An 18,562-nucleotide genomic window follows, 5' to 3' on the forward strand; every position below is an offset into this window, starting at 1 on the left:
ATGTTTCCCAAACCCATCGAAAAACAATCCCGCGCGGCACAGATCAGCTATCAGGCCATGCTGCCGCTGGCCTTGCTATTGTGGCTGGGGCCGCTGCTGGCCGTCGCGCTGTTTTCAGTCAAACCTGCTGCAGATTTCACCAACGCCAATTATTGGGGAATGCCTTCCAGCTTTGAAGGAGCGTTCAACTACGGGCAAGTCTTCTTCAACTCGGACATGCCGCGTTACCTGCTGAATTCGTTCCTAATCACCATCCCCACGGTGATCGGATGCGTCGCGCTCAGCTGCATGACCGGCTTCGCACTGGGCATCTACAAATTCCGCTCGAACCTTTGGATCTTTTTCCTGTTCGTCGCGGGCAACTTCGTGCCGTTCCAGATCCTTATGGTCCCGGTTCGTGACCTGACGTTGCAACTGGGCCTCTACAATACCAAAACCGGTCTCGTCCTGTTCCATATCGCCTTCCAGACCGGCTTCTGCACACTCTTCATGCGCAACTTCATCCGCGCGCTGCCCTTTGAGTTGATCGAGGCCGCCCGCGTCGAAGGCATCAGCGAATGGCGCATCTTTTGGTATGTTGTCCTGCCGCTGATGAAGCCAGCCATCGCCGCGCTCAGCGTGCTGATCTTCACCTTCATCTGGAACGACTATTTCTGGGCCGTGGTTCTGACCCAAGGCGCTGAAAGCCAACCTGTCACAGCAGGGATCACCAGTTTCAACGCCCAGTTCCGGGCCGCCTATCAATTGATGAGCGCAGGCTCAATCGTTGCGGCCCTGCCGCCAGTGGCCATGTTCTTCCTGATGCAGAAACACTTCATTGCGGGTCTGACTCTCGGAGCTGTAAAATGACCAAAATCGCTTTTATTGGAGCGGGTTCCACGATCTTCATGCAGAATATTGTTGGTGATGCGCTGTTGACCCCTGCCCTGGCCGACAGCCATTTCGCGTTGATGGATATCGACCCCAAGCGGCTGGCCGAAAGTGAGGCTGTGGCTCGCTCGATGATCCGCTCGGTCGGAACGGGCGCAACCTTGTCCACGCATACCGACCGGCTCGCAGCGCTGGAGGGGGCTGATTTTGTGATTACTGCCTTTCAGGTTGGTGGTTACGAGCCCTGCACGGTGACTGATTTTGAAATCCCCAAACAGTATGGCCTGCGCCAGACCATCGCGGACACCCTTGGGATCGGAGGGATCATGCGCGGTCTGCGCACGGTTCCGGTTTTGTGGGACGTGGCGCGCGACATGATGCAGTTGTGCCCGAATGCGACCCTGCTGCAATACGTCAACCCGATGGCAATCAACACCTGGGCACTGGCCGAACAATTTCCCGCACTGAAGCATGTGGGCCTCTGCCACTCGGTCCAAAACACAGTCGAGGAATTGGCGCATGACCTTGATCTGCCAAAGGGCGACATCCGCTACAAGGTCGCGGGGATCAATCACGTCGCCTTCTTCCTGAAACTCGAACATCGGGAGCGCGATCTCTACCCGGCGCTGCGGCAAGGCTATGCCAGCGGCCAGTTCCCAAAGGCCCCGTTGCTGATGCCGCGCTGCCCCAACAAGGTGCGATACGAGGTGATGGACCACCTCGGCTATTTCTGCACCGAAAGCTCTGAGCATCTTGCCGAATACGTCCCGTGGTTCATCAAGGACGGGCGGCAGGATTTGATAGAACAGTTTTCCATCCCTCTGGACGAATACCCTACTCGCTGCATCGAACAGGTCGCCACTTGGAAGGAACAGGCCAAGACCCTGACCGACGGGCGCGATATCGAGGTGACCCGCAGCCACGAATTTGCTGCTGACCTGATGAACGCCATCGTCACCAACACGCCCTATACGGCCTATGGCAACCTGCCGAACACGGGCCAGATCCCGCAATTACCGTTGAGAGCGGCGGTAGAAACACCTTGCTTGGTGGACAGTAACGGTGTGCAGCCGTCGGTTGTCACGGAAATTCCACCGCAGTTGATCGCGTTGATGCGCAGCCAGATCAATGTGCAGGAACTGACCGTTCGGGCACTGGTCGATCAGAGCCCTGAATACATCTATCACGCTGCCATGATGGACCCGCATACCGCCGCAGAACTGGACCTGCGCCAGATCCGCAACCTTGTAACCGATCTGTTGAACGCCCATGCTGACTGGCTGCCAGACTGGTGCCGCCCGGCCCGCGCCGCCTGATCTTCATCTTTTCACAAATACTCAATTCCAACCGCAGCCAAGAAAAACATCGCCAAAATGACAAAACGCCGCTCTCAGCACTGGTACGGAAAACTCGATAAGGACGGTTTCATCCACCGCTCATGGATGAAGAACCAAGGCTTTCCCGATCACGCTTTTGACGGGCGCCCCATAATTGGTATCTGCAACACGTGGTCGGAACTAACCCCCTGCAACTCGGGTCTGCGCGATTTGGCCGAGGGTGTCAAACGCGGTGTGTGGGAGGCCGGAGGCTTCCCGGTCGAATTCCCCGTCATGTCACTGGGTGAAACCCAGATGAAACCCACCGCCATGCTGTTCCGCAACCTGCTGGCAATGGATGTCGAGGAATCTATTCGCGCTTACGGCATCGACGGCGTTGTGTTGTTGGGCGGCTGTGACAAGACCACGCCAGGGCAACTGATGGGCGCGGCCTCAGTCGATCTGCCGTCGATCGTGGTCAGCTCAGGCCCGATGCTGAACGGCAAGTACCGCGGGCAGGATATCGGCTCGGGCACGGATGTGTGGAAATTCTCCGAGGCCGTGCGGGCCGGAGAAATGACCCTGCAGGACTTCATGAACGCCGAATCTGGTATGTCCCGCAGCGCCGGTGTTTGTATGACCATGGGCACGGCCTCGACCATGGCCTCGCTGGTTGAGGCGATGGGCATGTCCCTGCCCACCAACGCCGCCCTGCCCGCCGTCGATGCCCGGCGCATGGCGCTGGCGCATTTGACCGGCAAACGGATTGTCGAGATGGTGGACGAGGAACTGAAACCCTCAGACATTTTGACCAAAGAAGCGTTCGAGAACGCCATTCTCGCCAATGCCGCCGTAGGCGGATCGACAAACGCAGTGGTTCACCTTTTAGCGCTCGCGGGTCGCGTTGGCGTGGACCTGACGTTGAAAGACTTTGAAATCGGGTCGGAAATCCCGCTTCTGGTGAACTGCATGCCCTCGGGCAAATATCTGATGGAGGATTTCTGTTACGCGGGCGGAGTGCCTGTGGTTCTGAACGAACTCAAACCCTTCCTGCGGTCGGCCAAAACGGTGCTGAACAAGGATATCTCGGCCCATTATGAAGGGGCCGAATGCTTCAACACCGACGTCATACGTCCTTTCGGCGATCCGGTAAAACCTGCCGCCGGCCTGCGTGTCCTGCGCGGCAACCTCGCACCCAAAGGAGCCATTGTGAAACCCTCGGCGGCCACAGACGCTCTGCTAGAAACCGAAGCCAAAGCGTACGTCTTCGAGAATATCGAAGACCTGAAAGCCAACATTGACCGGGATGATCTGCCGGTAACACCCGAGACCGTTCTGGTACTCAAAGGCTGCGGCCCCAAGGGCTATCCCGGCATGCCCGAGGTCGGCAATATGCCGATCCCGGCCAAGTTGGTGAAGGACGGCGTGCGCGACATGATCCGTATCTCGGACGCGCGCATGTCGGGCACGGCATTCGGCACCGTTATCCTGCATGTCAGCCCCGAGGCGCAGGCGGGCGGGACACTGGCACTGGTCAAAACTGGCGACCGCATCCGCGTCTCGGCCGGAAAGGGAGAGCTGGAGTTGCTGGTCGATGAAAAGGAACTGGACGCCCGCCGTGCCGCGTGGCAACCGGACGAACCGCATTACACCCGCGGATATGCGAAACTCTATATCGACCACGTACTGCAAGCCGATCAGGGCGCGGACCTAGATTTCCTTGTCGGCAAAGACACCCGCCTTGTGACCAGAGAGAGCCATTGATGGATCAACCCGCCACATTCCACGATCTCAACGGGGCATCCGTCTATATCACCGGCGGGGGCTCCGGCGTTGGCGCCGCGCTGACCGACGGGTTTTTGAATCAAGGCGCCAATGTAGCCTTCATCGGACGTTCGGACGCCAGCGGCTTTGTCGAAGAAATGCGCGACAAACATGGTCGCGCGCCTCTGTTCATGCAAGGCGACATGACGGATACCGAGCTGCTGCATGCCACCATGCAAAAGGCCGCCGAAGCGCATGGCCCTCTGAACGTGTTGATCAACAATGCCGCAAACGACAAACGCCACTCATTACACGAAACCACCGGCGAGTTCTGGGACTGGATGATCGAAGTCAACCTCAAGGCTTATTACTTTGCCTGTCAGGAGGCCGCGCGCCAGATGCAGGGAAAGGGTGGAGCGATCGTCAACTTCAGCTCAATCAGCTACATGATGGGCAATGCGGGCTATCCGATCTATACGACCTCGAACGCCGGGATCACCGGTATGACGCGATCTTTGGCCCGCGAATTGGGGCCGCAGAACATCCGAGTAAACGCGCTGGCCCCCGGTTGGGTTCTGACGCAAAAGCAAATGGATATGTGGGCCACACCCGGTGATCTGGCTGCCCATATGGACCGCCAATGCCTAAAAGAACATTTAACGCCCGAAGACATAATCGCACCGACTTTGTTTCTTGCCTCAAACGCCAGCCGAGCCATGACCGGGCAATGCATGGCCGTCGACGGCGGCGTCGTCGTAACGGGGTGAAACCATGAAACCAGAATGGATTGCTGTTGACTGGGGAACGTCTCATCTGCGGGCATGGGCCATGCAGGGCGACAAGGTGCTGGATCAGGCACAGTCAGACAAAGGGATGGCGAAGGTGGAACCAGACGGGTTCCAGCCCGCATTATTCGAACTGATCGAAGGCTGGCTGGACGAAGCTCCGATTGACGTCATTGCTTGCGGCATGGTGGGCGCACGGCAGGGCTGGGTCGAGGCCCCCTACTCGGCAGCCCCTTGCGTGCCCACCCCGGTCGTTCCTGTCCGCGTTCCGGGTACGGACCCGCGCATCCGGGCATTCGTTGTGCCCGGAGTAAAACAGACGGCACCACCAGATGTAATGCGCGGCGAGGAAACTCAGATCGCGGGCTTTCTGGCAAGCCATCAAAACTGGGATGGCGTAATTTGTCTGCCCGGAACCCACACCAAATGGGTGCAGGTCAGTGCAGGAGAGATTGTAAGCTTCCGCACTTTCATGACCGGAGAGATTTTTGACCTTCTACGCGGACAATCCGTATTGAAACACTCGGTAAGCGATGGCTGGGACGATGTTGCTTTTGCCGACGCAGCTGCAGACGCGCTGTCAAAACCTGAACAATTGGCTGCGCGCTTGTTTGGCCTGCGCGCCGCCGACCTTTTGCAGGGGCAAGATAAAGGTATCGCACGGGCACAGCTGTCGGGCTATCTGATCGGCGCGGAACTGGCTGCCACTCGCCCTTATTGGCTGGGTCAGCAACTGGCGATCATCGGAGCTGAAGGTCTTTCCGATATCTACGCCAAAGCCCTAAAGCAACAGGGCGCATTTTTAGAAACCGCCAACGGCACGCAATGTACACTGGCGGGCTTGCAACAAGCCCGAAACCTGACGAGGCAAACCGCATGAGCCGCCCCATCATTGCAATTTTACGCGGCCTGAATCCAACTGACGCAGTGGCCATCGGGCGAGCCTTGCTCGACGCCGGGATCGACAAGATTGAGGTGCCGTTGAATTCGCCCGACCCATTGGTGTCGATCGGCATTATGGCCAAGGAAATAGGGACCAAAGCACTTATCGGTGCTGGAACTGTTCTAACCGTGGAACAGGTTGACGCGGTCGCCGGAGTTGGTGGGAAATTGATCGTGTCGCCGAATTGCGACCCAGAGGTTATCTCGCATACTCGCCATAAGGGCCTTGAAAGCTGGCCCGGAGTCTTCACACCAACCGAGGCGTTTGCGGCACTTAAAGCCGGAGCAACTGGGCTGAAACTGTTCCCCGGCGCTCTGGCTGGCCCGACCGGACTTGCAGCGATGCGTGCTGTATTGCCTAAGGGAGCCCAGGTCTATGCGGTTGGCGGTGCGGGACCCGAAAATTTCGACCAATGGATCAAGGCCAGCGCGGATGGGTTTGGCATCGGTTCTGCGCTTTTCAAACCCGGTATGGCAGTGTCCGAGGTGGCGGACCGGGCTAAACAAATCGTGGCGGCCTATGATGAGGCCGTCGGATGAGCACCGTCTTTGACGACCGCCCATGCGAGTTGGGCGAAGGGCCGCTTTGGCACCCCGAACGACGTCAGCTGTTTTGGTTCGACATCGTGGGCAAACGTCTGATGACGCGGGAAAATGGGTCTCCCAAATGCTGGCAATTCGATGAGCATGTCTCGGCGGCGGGCTGGGTCGACTTGGAGACGCTGCTGATTGCTTCTGAAACTGGGTTGTGGCGCTTTGGTCTGAAGAGCGGCCAAAAAGACCTGATCACTCTGCTGGAAGCCGACAATCCGGTCACGCGCTCAAATGACGGCCGCGCTGACCCTTGGGGTGGATTTTGGATCGGGACGATGGGCAAGAACGCTGAACCCGGCGCTGGTGCCATTTATCGCTATTGGCAGGGCGAGTTGCGACAGCTGCTGCAGAACGTCACGATCTCGAACGCGATTTGTTTCGCGCCAGACCGATCTTGCGCCTATTACACGGATACAGTGACAAAACTGATCATGCGGTGGCCTTTGAACGCCCAAACTGGTTGGCCCGAGGGCGATGGCACTGTGTTTCTGGACTTGAACGCAGATGGCCTGAACCCGGACGGTGCGGTCGTTGACGCATATGGCAATATCTGGGTTGCACAATGGGGTGCGCGCCGCGTGGCAGCCTATACTCCTGAAGGCCAATTTCTGAAGGCTGTTTCATTCAAGGCCGCGCACACCTCCTGCCCCGCGTTCGGAGGCGATGACCTAACCACGCTGTTCTGCACCACGGCCCGCGAGGGACTTGACGCCGAAACACTGATCTCTCAACCCACGAATGGAATGACCTTTGCCGCCTTCGGAGTAGGCAAGGGGCAGGCCGAACACAGAGTTCTGCCATGAAGCCTGAACTTGGCGTTTGCTACTATCCCGAACACTGGCCCGAAGATATGTGGGCCGAGGACGCCGCCCGCATGGTGGAAACCGGCCTGACATGGGTGCGGATCGGCGAATTTGCCTGGAGCCGGATGGAGCCAAGCCCCGGCGATTTGCAGTTCGAATGGCTGGATCGCGCGATTGATGTGCTGGGGGCTGCGGGGCTCAAGGTGGTGCTGGGTACGCCCACGGCGACGCCTCCTCGTTGGATGTTGGACAAACACCCTGACATGCTGGCCGTGGATGCTCAGGGGCAACCGCGCAAATTCGGGTCGCGCAGGCATTATTGCTTTAGCCATCAGGACTTTATCGAGGAGTGCACCCGCATCGCGCGGATCATGGGGGAACGCTACGGACGCAACCCGCATGTGGCTGCGTGGCAGATCGACAACGAATATGGCTGCCACGAAACGACGGTCAGCTACAGCCAACCGGCCTTGCAGGCGTTTCGGCTGTGGCTGGCGGATCAGTATGGCACGGTTGAAGTTCTGAACACGGCATGGGGCAATGTGTTCTGGGCGATGGAATACGACAGCTTTGATCAGATCGACCTGCCCAACCTGACAGTGACCGAGCCGAACCCCGCCCACGTTCTGGCCTTTCGCCGCTTCAGCTCGGATCAGGTGGCGGTGTTCAACAAGGCGCAAGTCGATGTGTTGCGGCCGCTGACCGACGCGCCGCTGCTGCACAACTATATGGGGCGGATACTGGATTTCGACCATTTCAAGGTCGGTGAGGATCTGGATATCGCCACATGGGACAGTTACCCGATCGGCTTCCTGTCCGATCGGCTTGAGGCCGACGAGGCGCACAAAATCACGTTCCTGCAGCAGGGCGACCCGGACTTGCAGGCCTTTCACCACGACCTTTACCGCGCTGTTGGGCGTGGCCGCTGGTGGGTGATGGAGCAACAGCCCGGCCCAGTGAACTGGGCGCCTTATAATCCCGCCCCCCTGCCCGGCATGGTGCGCCTATGGTCGCTTGAGGCCGTGGCGCATGGGGCCGAGGTGGTCAGCTATTTCCGCTGGCGCCAGGCCCCGTTCGGACAGGAACAAATGCACGCAGGGCTACTGACCCCGAACAACGCCCCCGCCCCGGCTTTGGCCGAGGCCCGTCAGACCGCAGATGATCTGGCACAGCTGGGCGCGGTCACCCAGACACAGGCAGACGTAGCCATTCTGTTCGACTACGCCTCGGACTGGGCGTGGACCACACAGCCGCAAGGGGCCGGGTTCAACTATTTCCGGCTGGTCTTCTCGGCCTATCGGGCGCTGCGACGGGCTGGGTTGTCGGTGGATCTCCTCTCGGCGTCCGAAACGCCCAAGGCTGGGTACAAACTGCTCTTTGCCCACGGGCTGGCCACTTTGGACGATAAGGCAGAACAACATCAGAGCCAGCTGACAGTCTATGGCCCCCGCAGCGGAGCCATCACGCGCGACTTCCAGATTCCGAAAGCGCGCCCCGGCCTGTCTGAACTGGATTGCGAGGTCGACCTCGTCGAAACCTTGCCCCCGAACGTGCGCCGTGAGGTGGTTGGCGGCGGAGCGGCCCAGCACTGGGTCGATCGCCTGTCCGGCAGCGCCCCAGACCTGCTGACCTATGCCGACGGGACTCCCGCCCTGAAGGGGGAAAACGGGGTTTGGTATCTGTCCGGCTTCCCGGATGAGGCCCTTTGGGATCGGGTGATCTCAATGGCTGCGCAAGAGGTTGGGCTGACCCTGCATCCGCTGCCCGCAGGATTGCGGCGGCGTGAGACCGAACAGCACGTTTTCCTGATCAACTACACCTCTGCTCCCGTGTCATGGAACGGGCGTGAGATTGCGGCCTGCGACGTGCTGATCCTGAAAAAACACGCGCCCGAAGGGGGGTAACTCTCCGGGCGCGTGGGTTTCTGTCAGGCGTGATACCTAGTCATCGCTTTGCAGGCTGTTGGGATCGAAAGCCCCACCGAAGCCGCCATTGCCGGCAGGCGGCGTTTCGGGTTCCGCTTCGCCCTCATCGCTGTCACCGCCCAAGGCATTCGGTGCAAACACGTTGCCGAAACCAGAGTTATTGGTGCCGGTATCTGGCTCTGCTTCTTCCTCGGTTGATCCAGGTTGTAGATCACCGGGCTCAAACACGCCTTCGAAGCGCTGTTTGCGTTCCTCCTCGCGTCGTAAGCGCTGTTCTTCCCGTTGCTTACGCAACTCTTGAATGCGCTGCTCCGCCTCAAGCTGCTTTTGCTCTTTGACGTTGGCGATGCATTGACCCGGATCATAGGCGGTCGCTGTACCAACAACGGTGATAGTGGCGACGGCAAAAACGACCAGCAGAACTGCGGCCATGTTACCTGCGAAAAAGCTGGGCAGCTTGATCTTGCCAGCCAACTCCTCAACGGTTGCTTGTTTGCGCGCAGCAGCCACCAATTCCTGACGTTTCAGCTTGGCCTCATTCAACAGCGCAAAGAATACGGTCAGCGCCACGATGATGAAGGCCAGCGCCGAAATCGACGGCGTGATGCCATAACGCACCTTCTGCGCCAGTTCGATGGTTAGCGTTGGGTATCCCCCGAAAGTAAAGGTGGTGGTGTTGTAGTTCTCGAACGAGGCGAGAAACGCCAGCACCGCCGCCGAAGCAATCGCCGGGCGCATGAACGGCAACAGGATTTTGCGGAACGCCTGCGCGTGGGAGGCACCCAGATCCAGCGCCGCCTCGGTCAAGGCAATGTCATAGCGCTGCAGCCGTGCCACCAACACCAGCATGCAATAGCTGGCGATAAAGGTGGACTGGCCGATCACCGTCAGGAAAATCCCGTTTGACAGCACACTATCCGCGCCCAGCCCCAGCATACGATTGATCCGATCCCAGAACACCAGCGTCGAGATACCCAAAACCACGCCGGGGATCAGGATCGGAGCGATGATGATCGTGTAGTAGGTCGCGCGCAGTTTGGGCCAAATCTGCGTCAGCATCAGCGCGCCCGCCAGACCCATCGCGACCGACAGAACAACCGTTCCGGCCCCGATGATCAGTGAGTTCTTGATGCCGTTCAGGATACGTTGATCCTGAAACAACTCGCCAAACCACTGGAAGGTCAGGCATTCCCACGGCGTCATCCTCGGGAAAGCCGAAGAGTTGAACGCAGTGACCGACATGATCACTAGCGGGCCCAGCAGGTACAGGAAGAAGATGACCAGATAGACCCAGATGCTTACACGAAGGAAGGAATTGTTCATTTCCCGATATCCCCCATGTTCACCTTGAACACGCGCATCATTGCCAGCACGAACAGGATACAGGTCACCAGTAGCACGATGGCGTAGGCGGCGCCCTGCGGCCAGTCGTTATTGTCGTTGAACTGTTGATAGATCAGTTGCGTGAACCAAAGCGACGACGGCCCGCCCAGAATCTGGGGTGCGGCCAGCGCACCGGCGGACAGCATGAACACCATTGTACAACCAGAGCTGATACCCGGCTTTGCGTAAGGAATGACCACACGCCAATGAATCCGCCACCAGGGCGCACCCAGATCACGCGCGGCCTCAATCTGGTTTTTGTCGAGACTTTCGATCACGTTGTACATCGGGAAGATCATCAGCAAAATGTAGGCATATCCCAGACCCGCATAGAGCGCGATGTCGTTGCGGATGAAGTCAAACGGCGTATCCCATATGCCCAGACCCATGAACAGGGTGTTCAGCACTCCGGTCTCACCAAAGATGATCCGCAGAGCAAACGCCCGCAGGATCTCGTTGATCCAGTAGGGAATGATCAACATGATCGCGAAGATGCGGATATGATTGCCCTTCGATTGCCCCAAATAATAGGCAATCGGATAACAGAGAATCAGGTTAAAGATCGTGACGCAGACCGCCGCCAGCAATGTCCGGAAAAAGACGCGTAGATCGACGGCATTATAATCCTGACTGCCGCCTTCAGGTCCGTAGATCAGGTATTTGTAGTTCTCAAGCGTATACACGTCCTTTGGCCCGCCGATCTCTGGCGGCGGCAGGTTCGGACGGAACGAGAAATCAAGCATCGACAGCTGCGGCAGGATGATCAGGCCGATCGTCCAGAACAGAACCAGGCCAAGGATTGCCAACCCCATGCCGGTGCCGTTGCGGTTTAGGAATTCTTTCAGAAACTTGGGCATGTGTCAGACCCTCTTATTCCGCTGCCAGCTCACCCGCAGGAACCAGAACCGCGTTATGGGTTTCGTATTCCAGCGTGATGTTCTGCCCGGTATGATCCTGAAAGGACTGACCGTGGTTCGGGATCGACACTTTGATTTCCTTACCGCCTTCTCCTTCCGTGAAGATGTTGAAGACGTTGCCTTCGAATTCTTCGTGGTTCACGCGCGCGGTGACGAAATGGTCACCCGTCGCGCCATCGGGGGCGATGGCAAAGGCTTCGGGGCGGATGAACATCATGGCGTCATCGCCCTCTTTCATTTTGCCCTGATTGGCAGTCGAAATGCGCGCCACCAGATCGCCCGAACGGTTCGTTGCAATCATCGCCTCATTGCCCATGACCTGCTTGACTTTGCCACGGAACACGTTGTTTTCGCCTACGAACGAGGCCGCGAAGGCGGTATTGGGGTCATTATAGATCGTCTTGCCGTCGGCTATCTGGTCGATCACCCCGGCCCGCATGACGGCAATGTTGTCCGACATCGTCAGCGCTTCGCCCTGATCGTGAGTGATGTAGATGAATGTAATGCCAACGCGCTGCTGTATTTCACGCAGCTCGGTCCGCATGTGCTGGCGCAGTTTTAGGTCCAGCGCTGACAGCGGTTCGTCCAGCAAAAGCACATCCGGTTCCGCACAGAGGGCACGGGCAATCGCCACCCGCTGACGTTGACCGCCCGACAATTCGCTGGGCAGTTTGTCGCCCTGCCCCGGTAATGCGATCATATCCAGCAGTTCATCAGCGCGTTTACGGCGCTGTGCGGCGCTGGCCCCTTTGATTTCCATCGAGAACGTGATGTTTTCCCACACTTTCATCAGCGGGAACAAAGCAAGGTTCTGGAAAATCAGTGCTGTCGGGCGCTTGTTCGGGCCGATACCCTGCATATCGTTGCCGCCGATCAGAACCCGGCCTTCACTGGGGTCAAGAAAGCCCGACACGGCACGCAGGATCGTTGTCTTGCCGCAACCCGAGGGCCCAAGGAACGAAAAGAAATCGCCTCCGTTGATGTTCACATTTGCGTCTCGCACGGCGACAAAATCGCCGAAGCGGATCCACAGGTTTTCCAGATCTACACCGACCCCTGCACTCATCTTTGGTATCTCCGTATGGCGCGGTGGCTGGCCGCACCGAAATAACATCTGTCACGCCTGAGTGGCGTGCAGGTGGAAAGCCCCCCGCACAATGGCGGAGGGCGTCGAGTAAAAGCGATCAGGCGCTTTTGAACTTGTTGACGAACTCTGTCCGGGTTTCCGCATACCACGGAGCTTCGGCTGGCCATGGATTGAGGTTGGCCAGCGAGTCACCCGGATAGGCCTCGGCAAAGTTCTTTTTGTAGGTGTCGCCAGAATACTGATCGGCCCCCAGAACAGGCGAGTTATAGCCGTGGCTGTCGATCGCGACACCGGCCGGTTTCGCCTGATAGGCGAAGTCGATGAAGGCATAAATCTGATCGATGTTGGCTGCGCCCGAGGGAATGGACATACCGTCCACCCATGCCATCGCACCTTCGATCGGAGCCTGATAGTGTACAGGCTCACCTGCGGATTTCAGCGCCAGCGGCGGGCCATCCCAAGTCTGACCAACTACCACACCTTCGTTCAGCAGGCCGTTCTTCTGGGTATCCGCGTCATTCCAGATCAACTTGATCCGGCTTTTGCGTTCGATGCACCAGTCGGTAATCTGACCCCAGACCTTGCGCATAGTCTCTTCGTCGCCATAAGCAGCCCAGACAGAGCCAGGCTCCATCTCACCCGCGCGCTCCATATAAAGACCCGCGCCCAGCATCATGGAATGCGCGCGCCCCATGGTTTTGCCCGCGTTTTCTTCGGACCAGACGTCGCCATAAGATGGTGCGTCACCTTCCGGCAGCCACAGGTCAGTGCGGTATGCAATACCTTCGGTGCCCCAGATATGTGGCAGCCAGTGCACGCCGGAACCGCCAAAGTTCCAAGCATCGGTACCAATCGCCGCCATGGCAGGGTTCACCAGATCAATCGGAACCTTGTTCATGTCGAACGGTTGCAGCAGTTCCAGCGGCTCCCACTGCAAAGAGCGGTTGTTGGTCGGCGAAACGATGTCAAAGCCCTGACCTTTGGTCGCCTTCATCTTGTTGATGATTTCTTCGTTCGAGCCGATACCGGTGTAATTTACCTTGATCCCGGTCAGGGTCTCGAATTCCTCAATGAAGCTGGGCGGCAGGTAATCCGACCACATCAGAATGTTGATCTCACCCGAAGAGGCCAGAGCGCTTTTGCTGTAAAGCGGCGCCGCCAGAGCAGCAGCCCCCGCACCTTTTAGCACCGTGCGTCTGGAAAGAGTCTTCCGTTCAACCATAATCGATTCTCCCATTATTGGCCTAAGTTGCTTTTTTTGTTTGATGTCACGCTAGAGCTTTGTGGCGCGCCTGTCAGTCCAAAAATGACCACACCCTTCCCTAAGTTGCTTTATCAATCCTCCACTTAACCAGCAGGAGGATCAGCAAATCTGCCTTGGCCGAACCCTGGATGCCATCCACAGCATCTCGATCAGTAGGGAATTCGTTATTTCGAGTTATGTCAGATTTTCTTCGAGCACATTTCAGTCAAAATGCTCAAAAAATCGCTTGAAATGGCCAATGATACCGCTAACACCTAGTATGCAGACGGACGAACTGATAGTTGGCCGTTCAATCGGCCCAAACAGGTTTTGACCATGAAATACACCCGCTCTGATTTTCCCAGAGACTTTCTCTTTGGCGTCGCAGCCTCGACCAAACAGAATCTCGACATGATGCGTGAGGCGGGAGTTGATTGTTTTAAATTTCCGATCAGCTGGGGGAAGGTATTACCCGAAGGACGTGGCGAGGTGAGCCAGTCGGGCTTGGACGCTTACGATAGGCTGGTTGATGCGCTGCTAGCACGTGGCATCCGCCCTTGTGCGACTCTGTCTAACGGAGAACTGCCACCGACACTGGGTGACTTAGGTGGTTGGCGAAATCGGGATATTGCGGGTTGGTTCGCTGATTTCACCGAGATCGTCATGAGCCGAATTGGCGACCGGATGTTTAGTGCGGCACCGATCAGCCTGCCAACACAGGTAAACCGGTTGAATCTTGGTGACTGCCGCCGCACCACCGCCCGTGCGATGCACCACTTGTTGTTGGCCCATGGACGAGGCATTGACGCAATGCGTAACCTCGGCATGTCCAACCTGGGTGTAGAACTCGATCTTGATTGGTTAGATCCCGCCAATGACACCTCTGAGGACAATTCACTCCTCACCCTGGTCGACAACCGTCACGCTCGGCTGTTCCTGAGCGGTGTATTCAACAACACCTACCCCATAAATGAACTTGCCGATCTGGAATCGCACCTTCCGACTGGCTGGCAGGAAGATTTTGGCAACATCGGACAGCCCGTCGACTGGTGTGGCCTCACCTGTTTCAGCCGCGCTCAAACCGACCTCTCGGCACGGGTTCCTTTCCTAACTCAGATGTGGCAGGAGTTCAGCCGTGAACTGCCTATCTTCGTGACTGTAAATGAAATAATCGGTTCCAACCATGAAAAGGTTGATCGCCTTAACCACCACCTAGCGGCAACAAAAAGTGCGTTGGAACAAGGAGCGCCGGTTAAAGGTTACTTTGTCGGGCACCTCTCCGGAAATGTAGACGGTGCCGGATGTGGCAAAGATAGATTTGCTCCGGAAGGTTTGGAATCTGACCTGCCAAACCCGGAACTAACAGCCACATTTGACACTCTGAAAACGGCTTTGTCGGGCGGCTCAGTCTCCTTGCCTTTGGCACAGCCGGTTGGAGCGTTGCAAAAACACTGGGATCTGGTTGCGGATATTGGCGGCACAAACACCCGGTTGGGCGTGATCACAGACGGAACGTTAAACGAATTGCGCAAATATCCGACCGGCAGCTTGCCTGAGCTTTTGGACGCATTTCATACCTTACGCGACGAAATTGGCACCAACCCGCGCGCTGTCGTGGCGGCCGGCGCGGGCCCGGTGAACAACGGAACAATCCGGCTTACGAATGCTCAGCTCGATCTCTCAGAAGACGATATTGCTAAGGCCACAGGCGCACAGCATACATTTGTAATCAATGACTTCACGGCTGCAGCGTGGTCAGTGGCCGAGATCACCAGCGATGATGTCGAGGTTTTGCAGGGCGCCAAGGCACCGCCTTCGGGAACACGGCTTGTTGTGGGTCCCGGCACTGGTCTGGGTGTCGGGGCACTGTTGTATTCCGAAGGTCGCTATCACACCGCATCCGGCGAAGGGGGACATATCGGGCTTTCGCCACGCCATGTCGACGAGGTCGAGATTTTCAAGGCGGCCCGTCATATCGCCCCGGAATGCTTCTTTGATGACACCTTGGTCCTTGAGGCTGAAATGTTCCTGAGCGGCACAGGCCTGCCGATCCTCTATCAGGCTGCCGGGATGGCTGCGGGTCAGTCTAATGTGCCCGTCCGCAGCGCGAGAGACATACTTGAGGACGCTCGCGCACAGGCCGATCCAATTGCAGAAAAAGCCGCGCATATGTTCACCACCCATCTTGGGGCAGTCATGGGAGACCTATCTGTGGTCCTCATGCCGGTGGGAGGCGTGTTCCTTGTTGGCGGCGTGGCCGAGAAAAACCGCTGGCTGTTCAAGGATGCTTTCCGTGATGCCTTCAACGCTGGTGGACGGTTCAGTGATTTACGGCGGTCGATGAACCTTTATGTGTCCGAACAGCATGAATTTGGTATTGTTGGCGCTAACAATTTCTGCAAAAGTGCGCTCGCGCGGTAAACTGACCGCCTGATCCCTAGAAACAGAAAGGACCACGGCATGATCCTATGCTGCGGTGAAGCCCTGATCGACATGATCGCTGCCCCAACGGTTTCGGGCGGGGAAGGCTTTGTGCCCCATTCCGGTGGGGCCATCTTCAACACGGCCATTGCGCTTGGGCGGCTGGGGGCTCCGGTCGGACTGCTGGCGGGTCTGTCGTCGGACATGTTTGGTGAACAACTGGAAGACAGCTTGAAGACCAGCCACGTGGATGCCAGTCATGTGATCCGCTCGGACCGTCCCACGACATTGGCGTTTGTTAAACTAAAGGACGGGCACGCAACCTACAGCTTCATGGATCAGAATTCGGCAGGCCGGATGCTGATGCCCGAGGACATGCCAGGGCATTTGCCCGCTGTTTCCGCGCTCTATTTTGGCGGGATCAGCTTGGCCTGCGAGCCCTGCGCAGATGCCTTTGCCGCATTGCTGGATCGCCACGGAGGCGACCGCGCCGTGATGATCGACCCGAATATCCGACCAGATTTTATCAAACATCAAACCCGATATCGCACCCGGCTGAACCGGATGATCGCTCAGGCCGACATCGTGAAAGTCTCGGACGAGGACTTGGATTGGATCGTTCCCGGCCCGAAAACCATCGCCGAAAAAGTACCCCTGCTGCTGCAATCCGGCCCAGCCTTAGTCATTGTGACCCGAGGCAGCGACGGGGCGTCGGGCTATCTAGCCGACGGGTCAGAAACCGCAATCCCGGTTCAGCGGGTCCAGGTGGTCGATACTGTCGGTGCTGGTGACACCTTCAACGCTGGTGTTCTGGCGGAACTCGAGCGCGCTGGCCATCTGACCAAATCCAACCTGCGGGCCTTAAGCACTGAAAATCTGCGTACGGCCCTTGCCAAAGGCGCAGAGGTCGCCGCCATCACTGTATCCCGCGCCGGGGCCAACCCACCTTGGGCGCACGAGCTTTGAACCCATAGGGGACAGCATGAAACGTTCTGACATCAACACTATCAAGATCGAGGCCGAAGCCTTTATCCAATCCTTCGGTGCAGTCCTGCCGCCTTTTGCCAACTGGTCCCCAGACCAGATGCGTGATGAAAAGGCCGCTGGAATCCGAGAGCGCGGGCTGGGTTGGGACATTACCGACTACGGGCAGGGCCGTTTCGACGAACTTGGCCTGTTCCTATTCACTTTGCGCAATGGCGACGTGAGTGATCTGAACAACGGTCGGGGGATGCTCTATGCAGAAAAGCTGTTGGTATCGCGAGACAAACAGCTGTCGCCAATGCACCGCCATATCGTCAAGGCCGAGGACATCATCAACCGGGGCGGTGGCGATCTGGTGATGGAGATCTATGCCTCGGACGCCGAAGGCGGCATCGACCGAGACAATCGGGTTGTTGTACCCAGCGACGGCTGCCAGGTCACGATCCAACCCGGCGAATTGTTGCGCCTGAAACCTGGTCAGAGCGTCACTCTGATGCCCGGCATCTGGCATGCCTTCTGGGCAGAAAAGGGCGATTGCCTAATCGGCGAGGTCTCAACTGTCAACGATGACCGCACCGATAATGTGTTCGAGGACCCAATCCCGCGCTTTGCCACTATCGAAGAAGACGTCGCGCCTGATTTCTTGCTGGTTTCGGATTACGATACCTGAAAAAGATAAGCCCCTTTTCTAAAACCGAAAAATCGAATTAACATGGCCCTCGAAACAGGGGTTGAGGTCGCTGCCCTCGCCCCACAGGCAGAAAACTTGTGAGAGGACCGGACCAATGGTTACGAAAGCCGAGCTTGAAGCCGAAGTCGCCGACCTGCGCCGCCAACTTGCCGAGCAAACCGAAGCCAGGGAAAAGGCTTCGGCGCCTTCGCCACACGATACTATGGCTGACAAGATTGCCGAGAACATCGACGGCTGGTCCAGTCAACTCGAAGAAGCGCTGACCGAACTGGAAGACCTGCCCCACAAACGGCCAATCTTGTTTGCGCTTGGTATATTTACGCTTGGCTATCTGCTGGGCCGGTCACGGTAGGAGCCTGATCATGAGCCGCATATCCCGCAATATTTCCATCGTCCTCCGTGCTGAGCGGCTGATTGCCCAACGCCATGTCGCTGTCGCCGCGCGTCGTACAGGATTCTACGCTGCTGCAGGGTTGGCGGTCGGCTTGGCCGTTATCATGCTGAATGTGGCCGGTTTTTTCTGGCTGTCAGCATCCCTCTCCAAGCCGTTTGCTGCCGTGATCGTGGCAGGGGTCAACCTGTTATTGGCCCTGGTCCTGGCACTGCTTGCCAACTCACAGAACGCGCAGGCCGACACGACGGCGGCGGTCGAGCTGCGCGATATGGCGCTGCAAGATATCGAGACAGAAATCAAGGATACCTTGTCTGAGGCGCGCAACACCGTGACCGGCATCCGGCGAGATCCGCTTGGCGCGCTGACGCCAGATGCCATCAGCGCCATTCTGGGCATCTTGATAAAATACGCCAAGCGTCGGAAGGACAAACCCGAGCAATAGC

Annotated in this window: 17 protein-coding genes; 13 read left to right on the forward strand and 4 right to left on the reverse strand. The window is 57.7% G+C overall.

Annotation, left to right across the window (positions count from 1 at the left end; all coding sequences use genetic code 11):
• From GOW93_RS12500 to GOW93_RS12535, 8 genes are read left to right on the forward strand one after another with little or no spacing between them, the layout of a single operon-like run.
• Entirely contained in the window at positions 1–849 is an 849-nt protein-coding gene (locus GOW93_RS12500) for a carbohydrate ABC transporter permease (RefSeq protein WP_170384570.1), read from the forward strand.
• On the forward strand, positions 846–2,186 hold the full coding sequence (locus tag GOW93_RS12505; protein WP_170384572.1) for an alpha-glucosidase/alpha-galactosidase: 1,341 nt from the start codon (positions 846–848) through the stop codon (positions 2,184–2,186). The genes GOW93_RS12500 and GOW93_RS12505 overlap by 4 nt, the downstream gene beginning before the upstream one ends.
• Before the next feature lie 57 nt (positions 2,187–2,243).
• Complete coding sequence (locus GOW93_RS12510; protein ID WP_170384574.1) at positions 2,244–3,950, forward strand: IlvD/Edd family dehydratase; 1,707 nt, start codon at positions 2,244–2,246, stop codon at positions 3,948–3,950.
• Positions 3,950–4,717: an SDR family NAD(P)-dependent oxidoreductase gene (locus tag GOW93_RS12515; protein ID WP_170384576.1), complete on the forward strand. Its 768-nt coding sequence runs from the start codon at positions 3,950–3,952 to the stop codon at positions 4,715–4,717. The genes GOW93_RS12510 and GOW93_RS12515 overlap by 1 nt, the downstream gene beginning before the upstream one ends.
• 4 nt (positions 4,718–4,721) lie before the next feature.
• Positions 4,722–5,615 carry a 2-dehydro-3-deoxygalactonokinase gene (locus tag GOW93_RS12520; protein WP_170384578.1) on the forward strand — a complete coding sequence of 298 codons (894 nt, stop codon included), beginning with the start codon at positions 4,722–4,724 and terminating at the stop codon, positions 5,613–5,615.
• Positions 5,612–6,217, forward strand: a complete 606-nt coding sequence (locus tag GOW93_RS12525; protein WP_170384580.1) for a 2-dehydro-3-deoxy-6-phosphogalactonate aldolase — start codon at positions 5,612–5,614, stop codon at positions 6,215–6,217. The genes GOW93_RS12520 and GOW93_RS12525 overlap by 4 nt, the downstream gene beginning before the upstream one ends.
• A complete protein-coding gene (locus GOW93_RS12530) occupies positions 6,214–7,074 on the forward strand; it encodes an SMP-30/gluconolactonase/LRE family protein (protein ID WP_170384582.1) in 861 nt (286 codons plus the stop codon). The genes GOW93_RS12525 and GOW93_RS12530 overlap by 4 nt, the downstream gene beginning before the upstream one ends.
• Complete coding sequence (locus GOW93_RS12535; RefSeq protein ID WP_170384584.1) at positions 7,071–8,978, forward strand: beta-galactosidase; 1,908 nt, start codon at positions 7,071–7,073, stop codon at positions 8,976–8,978. The genes GOW93_RS12530 and GOW93_RS12535 overlap by 4 nt, the downstream gene beginning before the upstream one ends.
• A 36-nt stretch (positions 8,979–9,014) precedes the next feature.
• On the opposite strand, the gene GOW93_RS12540 is transcribed toward GOW93_RS12535, so the two are convergent.
• From GOW93_RS12540 to GOW93_RS12555, 4 genes are all read right to left on the reverse strand, one after another.
• Entirely contained in the window at positions 9,015–10,322 is a 1,308-nt protein-coding gene (locus tag GOW93_RS12540) for an ABC transporter permease (protein WP_170384586.1), read from the reverse strand.
• Entirely contained in the window at positions 10,319–11,239 is a 921-nt protein-coding gene (locus GOW93_RS12545; RefSeq protein WP_170384588.1) for an ABC transporter permease, read from the reverse strand. Before GOW93_RS12545 ends, GOW93_RS12540 begins: the two co-directional genes overlap by 4 nt.
• A gap of 13 nt (positions 11,240–11,252) precedes the next feature.
• Positions 11,253–12,365 (reverse strand): ABC transporter ATP-binding protein, encoded by a 1,113-nt coding sequence (locus GOW93_RS12550; protein WP_170384590.1) that lies wholly within the window; start codon positions 12,363–12,365, stop codon positions 11,253–11,255.
• A gap of 118 nt (positions 12,366–12,483) precedes the next feature.
• Positions 12,484–13,608, reverse strand: a complete 1,125-nt coding sequence (locus GOW93_RS12555) for an extracellular solute-binding protein (protein ID WP_170384592.1) — start codon at positions 13,606–13,608, stop codon at positions 12,484–12,486.
• Positions 13,609–13,965: 357 nt separating this feature from the next.
• Between GOW93_RS12555 and GOW93_RS12560 the strand changes: the two genes are divergently transcribed.
• The 5 genes from GOW93_RS12560 to GOW93_RS12580 all read left to right on the forward strand — a co-directional run bounded on the left by GOW93_RS12560 (position 13,966) and on the right by GOW93_RS12580 (position 18,561).
• Positions 13,966–16,050 (forward strand): family 1 glycosylhydrolase, encoded by a 2,085-nt coding sequence (locus tag GOW93_RS12560; protein ID WP_170384594.1) that lies wholly within the window; start codon positions 13,966–13,968, stop codon positions 16,048–16,050.
• Positions 16,051–16,089: 39 nt separating this feature from the next.
• Positions 16,090–17,016 carry a carbohydrate kinase family protein gene (locus GOW93_RS12565; RefSeq protein WP_170384596.1) on the forward strand — a complete coding sequence of 309 codons (927 nt, stop codon included), beginning with the start codon at positions 16,090–16,092 and terminating at the stop codon, positions 17,014–17,016.
• Between the two features lie 16 nt (positions 17,017–17,032).
• Entirely contained in the window at positions 17,033–17,704 is a 672-nt protein-coding gene (locus GOW93_RS12570; protein WP_170384598.1) for a D-lyxose/D-mannose family sugar isomerase, read from the forward strand.
• Between the two features lie 115 nt (positions 17,705–17,819).
• Positions 17,820–18,077 carry a hypothetical protein gene (locus GOW93_RS12575; RefSeq protein WP_170384600.1) on the forward strand — a complete coding sequence of 86 codons (258 nt, stop codon included), beginning with the start codon at positions 17,820–17,822 and terminating at the stop codon, positions 18,075–18,077.
• 10 nt (positions 18,078–18,087) lie between these two features.
• Complete coding sequence (locus GOW93_RS12580; RefSeq protein WP_170384602.1) at positions 18,088–18,561, forward strand: phage holin family protein; 474 nt, start codon at positions 18,088–18,090, stop codon at positions 18,559–18,561.
• Position 18,562 lies beyond the last annotated feature (1 nt).

This window comes from Ruegeria atlantica (genome assembly GCF_013032455.1).
GTDB classification, from domain to species: Bacteria; Pseudomonadota; Alphaproteobacteria; order Rhodobacterales; family Rhodobacteraceae; genus Ruegeria; species Ruegeria atlantica_B.

Coding starts and splice junctions, on each gene's coding strand:
- GOW93_RS12500 (WP_170384570.1), top strand. CDS start 1: ATGTTTCCCAAACCCATCGAAAAACAATCCCGCGCGGCACAGATCAGC.
- GOW93_RS12505 (WP_170384572.1), top strand. CDS start 846: ATGACCAAAATCGCTTTTATTGGAGCGGGTTCCACGATCTTCATGCAG.
- GOW93_RS12510 (WP_170384574.1), top strand. CDS start 2,244: ATGACAAAACGCCGCTCTCAGCACTGGTACGGAAAACTCGATAAGGAC.
- GOW93_RS12515 (WP_170384576.1), top strand. CDS start 3,950: ATGGATCAACCCGCCACATTCCACGATCTCAACGGGGCATCCGTCTAT.
- GOW93_RS12520 (WP_170384578.1), top strand. CDS start 4,722: ATGAAACCAGAATGGATTGCTGTTGACTGGGGAACGTCTCATCTGCGG.
- GOW93_RS12525 (WP_170384580.1), top strand. CDS start 5,612: ATGAGCCGCCCCATCATTGCAATTTTACGCGGCCTGAATCCAACTGAC.
- GOW93_RS12530 (WP_170384582.1), top strand. CDS start 6,214: ATGAGCACCGTCTTTGACGACCGCCCATGCGAGTTGGGCGAAGGGCCG.
- GOW93_RS12535 (WP_170384584.1), top strand. CDS start 7,071: ATGAAGCCTGAACTTGGCGTTTGCTACTATCCCGAACACTGGCCCGAA.
- GOW93_RS12540 (WP_170384586.1), bottom strand. CDS start 10,322: ATGAACAATTCCTTCCTTCGTGTAAGCATCTGGGTCTATCTGGTCATC.
- GOW93_RS12545 (WP_170384588.1), bottom strand. CDS start 11,239: ATGCCCAAGTTTCTGAAAGAATTCCTAAACCGCAACGGCACCGGCATG.
- GOW93_RS12550 (WP_170384590.1), bottom strand. CDS start 12,365: ATGAGTGCAGGGGTCGGTGTAGATCTGGAAAACCTGTGGATCCGCTTC.
- GOW93_RS12555 (WP_170384592.1), bottom strand. CDS start 13,608: ATGGTTGAACGGAAGACTCTTTCCAGACGCACGGTGCTAAAAGGTGCG.
- GOW93_RS12560 (WP_170384594.1), top strand. CDS start 13,966: ATGAAATACACCCGCTCTGATTTTCCCAGAGACTTTCTCTTTGGCGTC.
- GOW93_RS12565 (WP_170384596.1), top strand. CDS start 16,090: ATGATCCTATGCTGCGGTGAAGCCCTGATCGACATGATCGCTGCCCCA.
- GOW93_RS12570 (WP_170384598.1), top strand. CDS start 17,033: ATGAAACGTTCTGACATCAACACTATCAAGATCGAGGCCGAAGCCTTT.
- GOW93_RS12575 (WP_170384600.1), top strand. CDS start 17,820: ATGGTTACGAAAGCCGAGCTTGAAGCCGAAGTCGCCGACCTGCGCCGC.
- GOW93_RS12580 (WP_170384602.1), top strand. CDS start 18,088: ATGAGCCGCATATCCCGCAATATTTCCATCGTCCTCCGTGCTGAGCGG.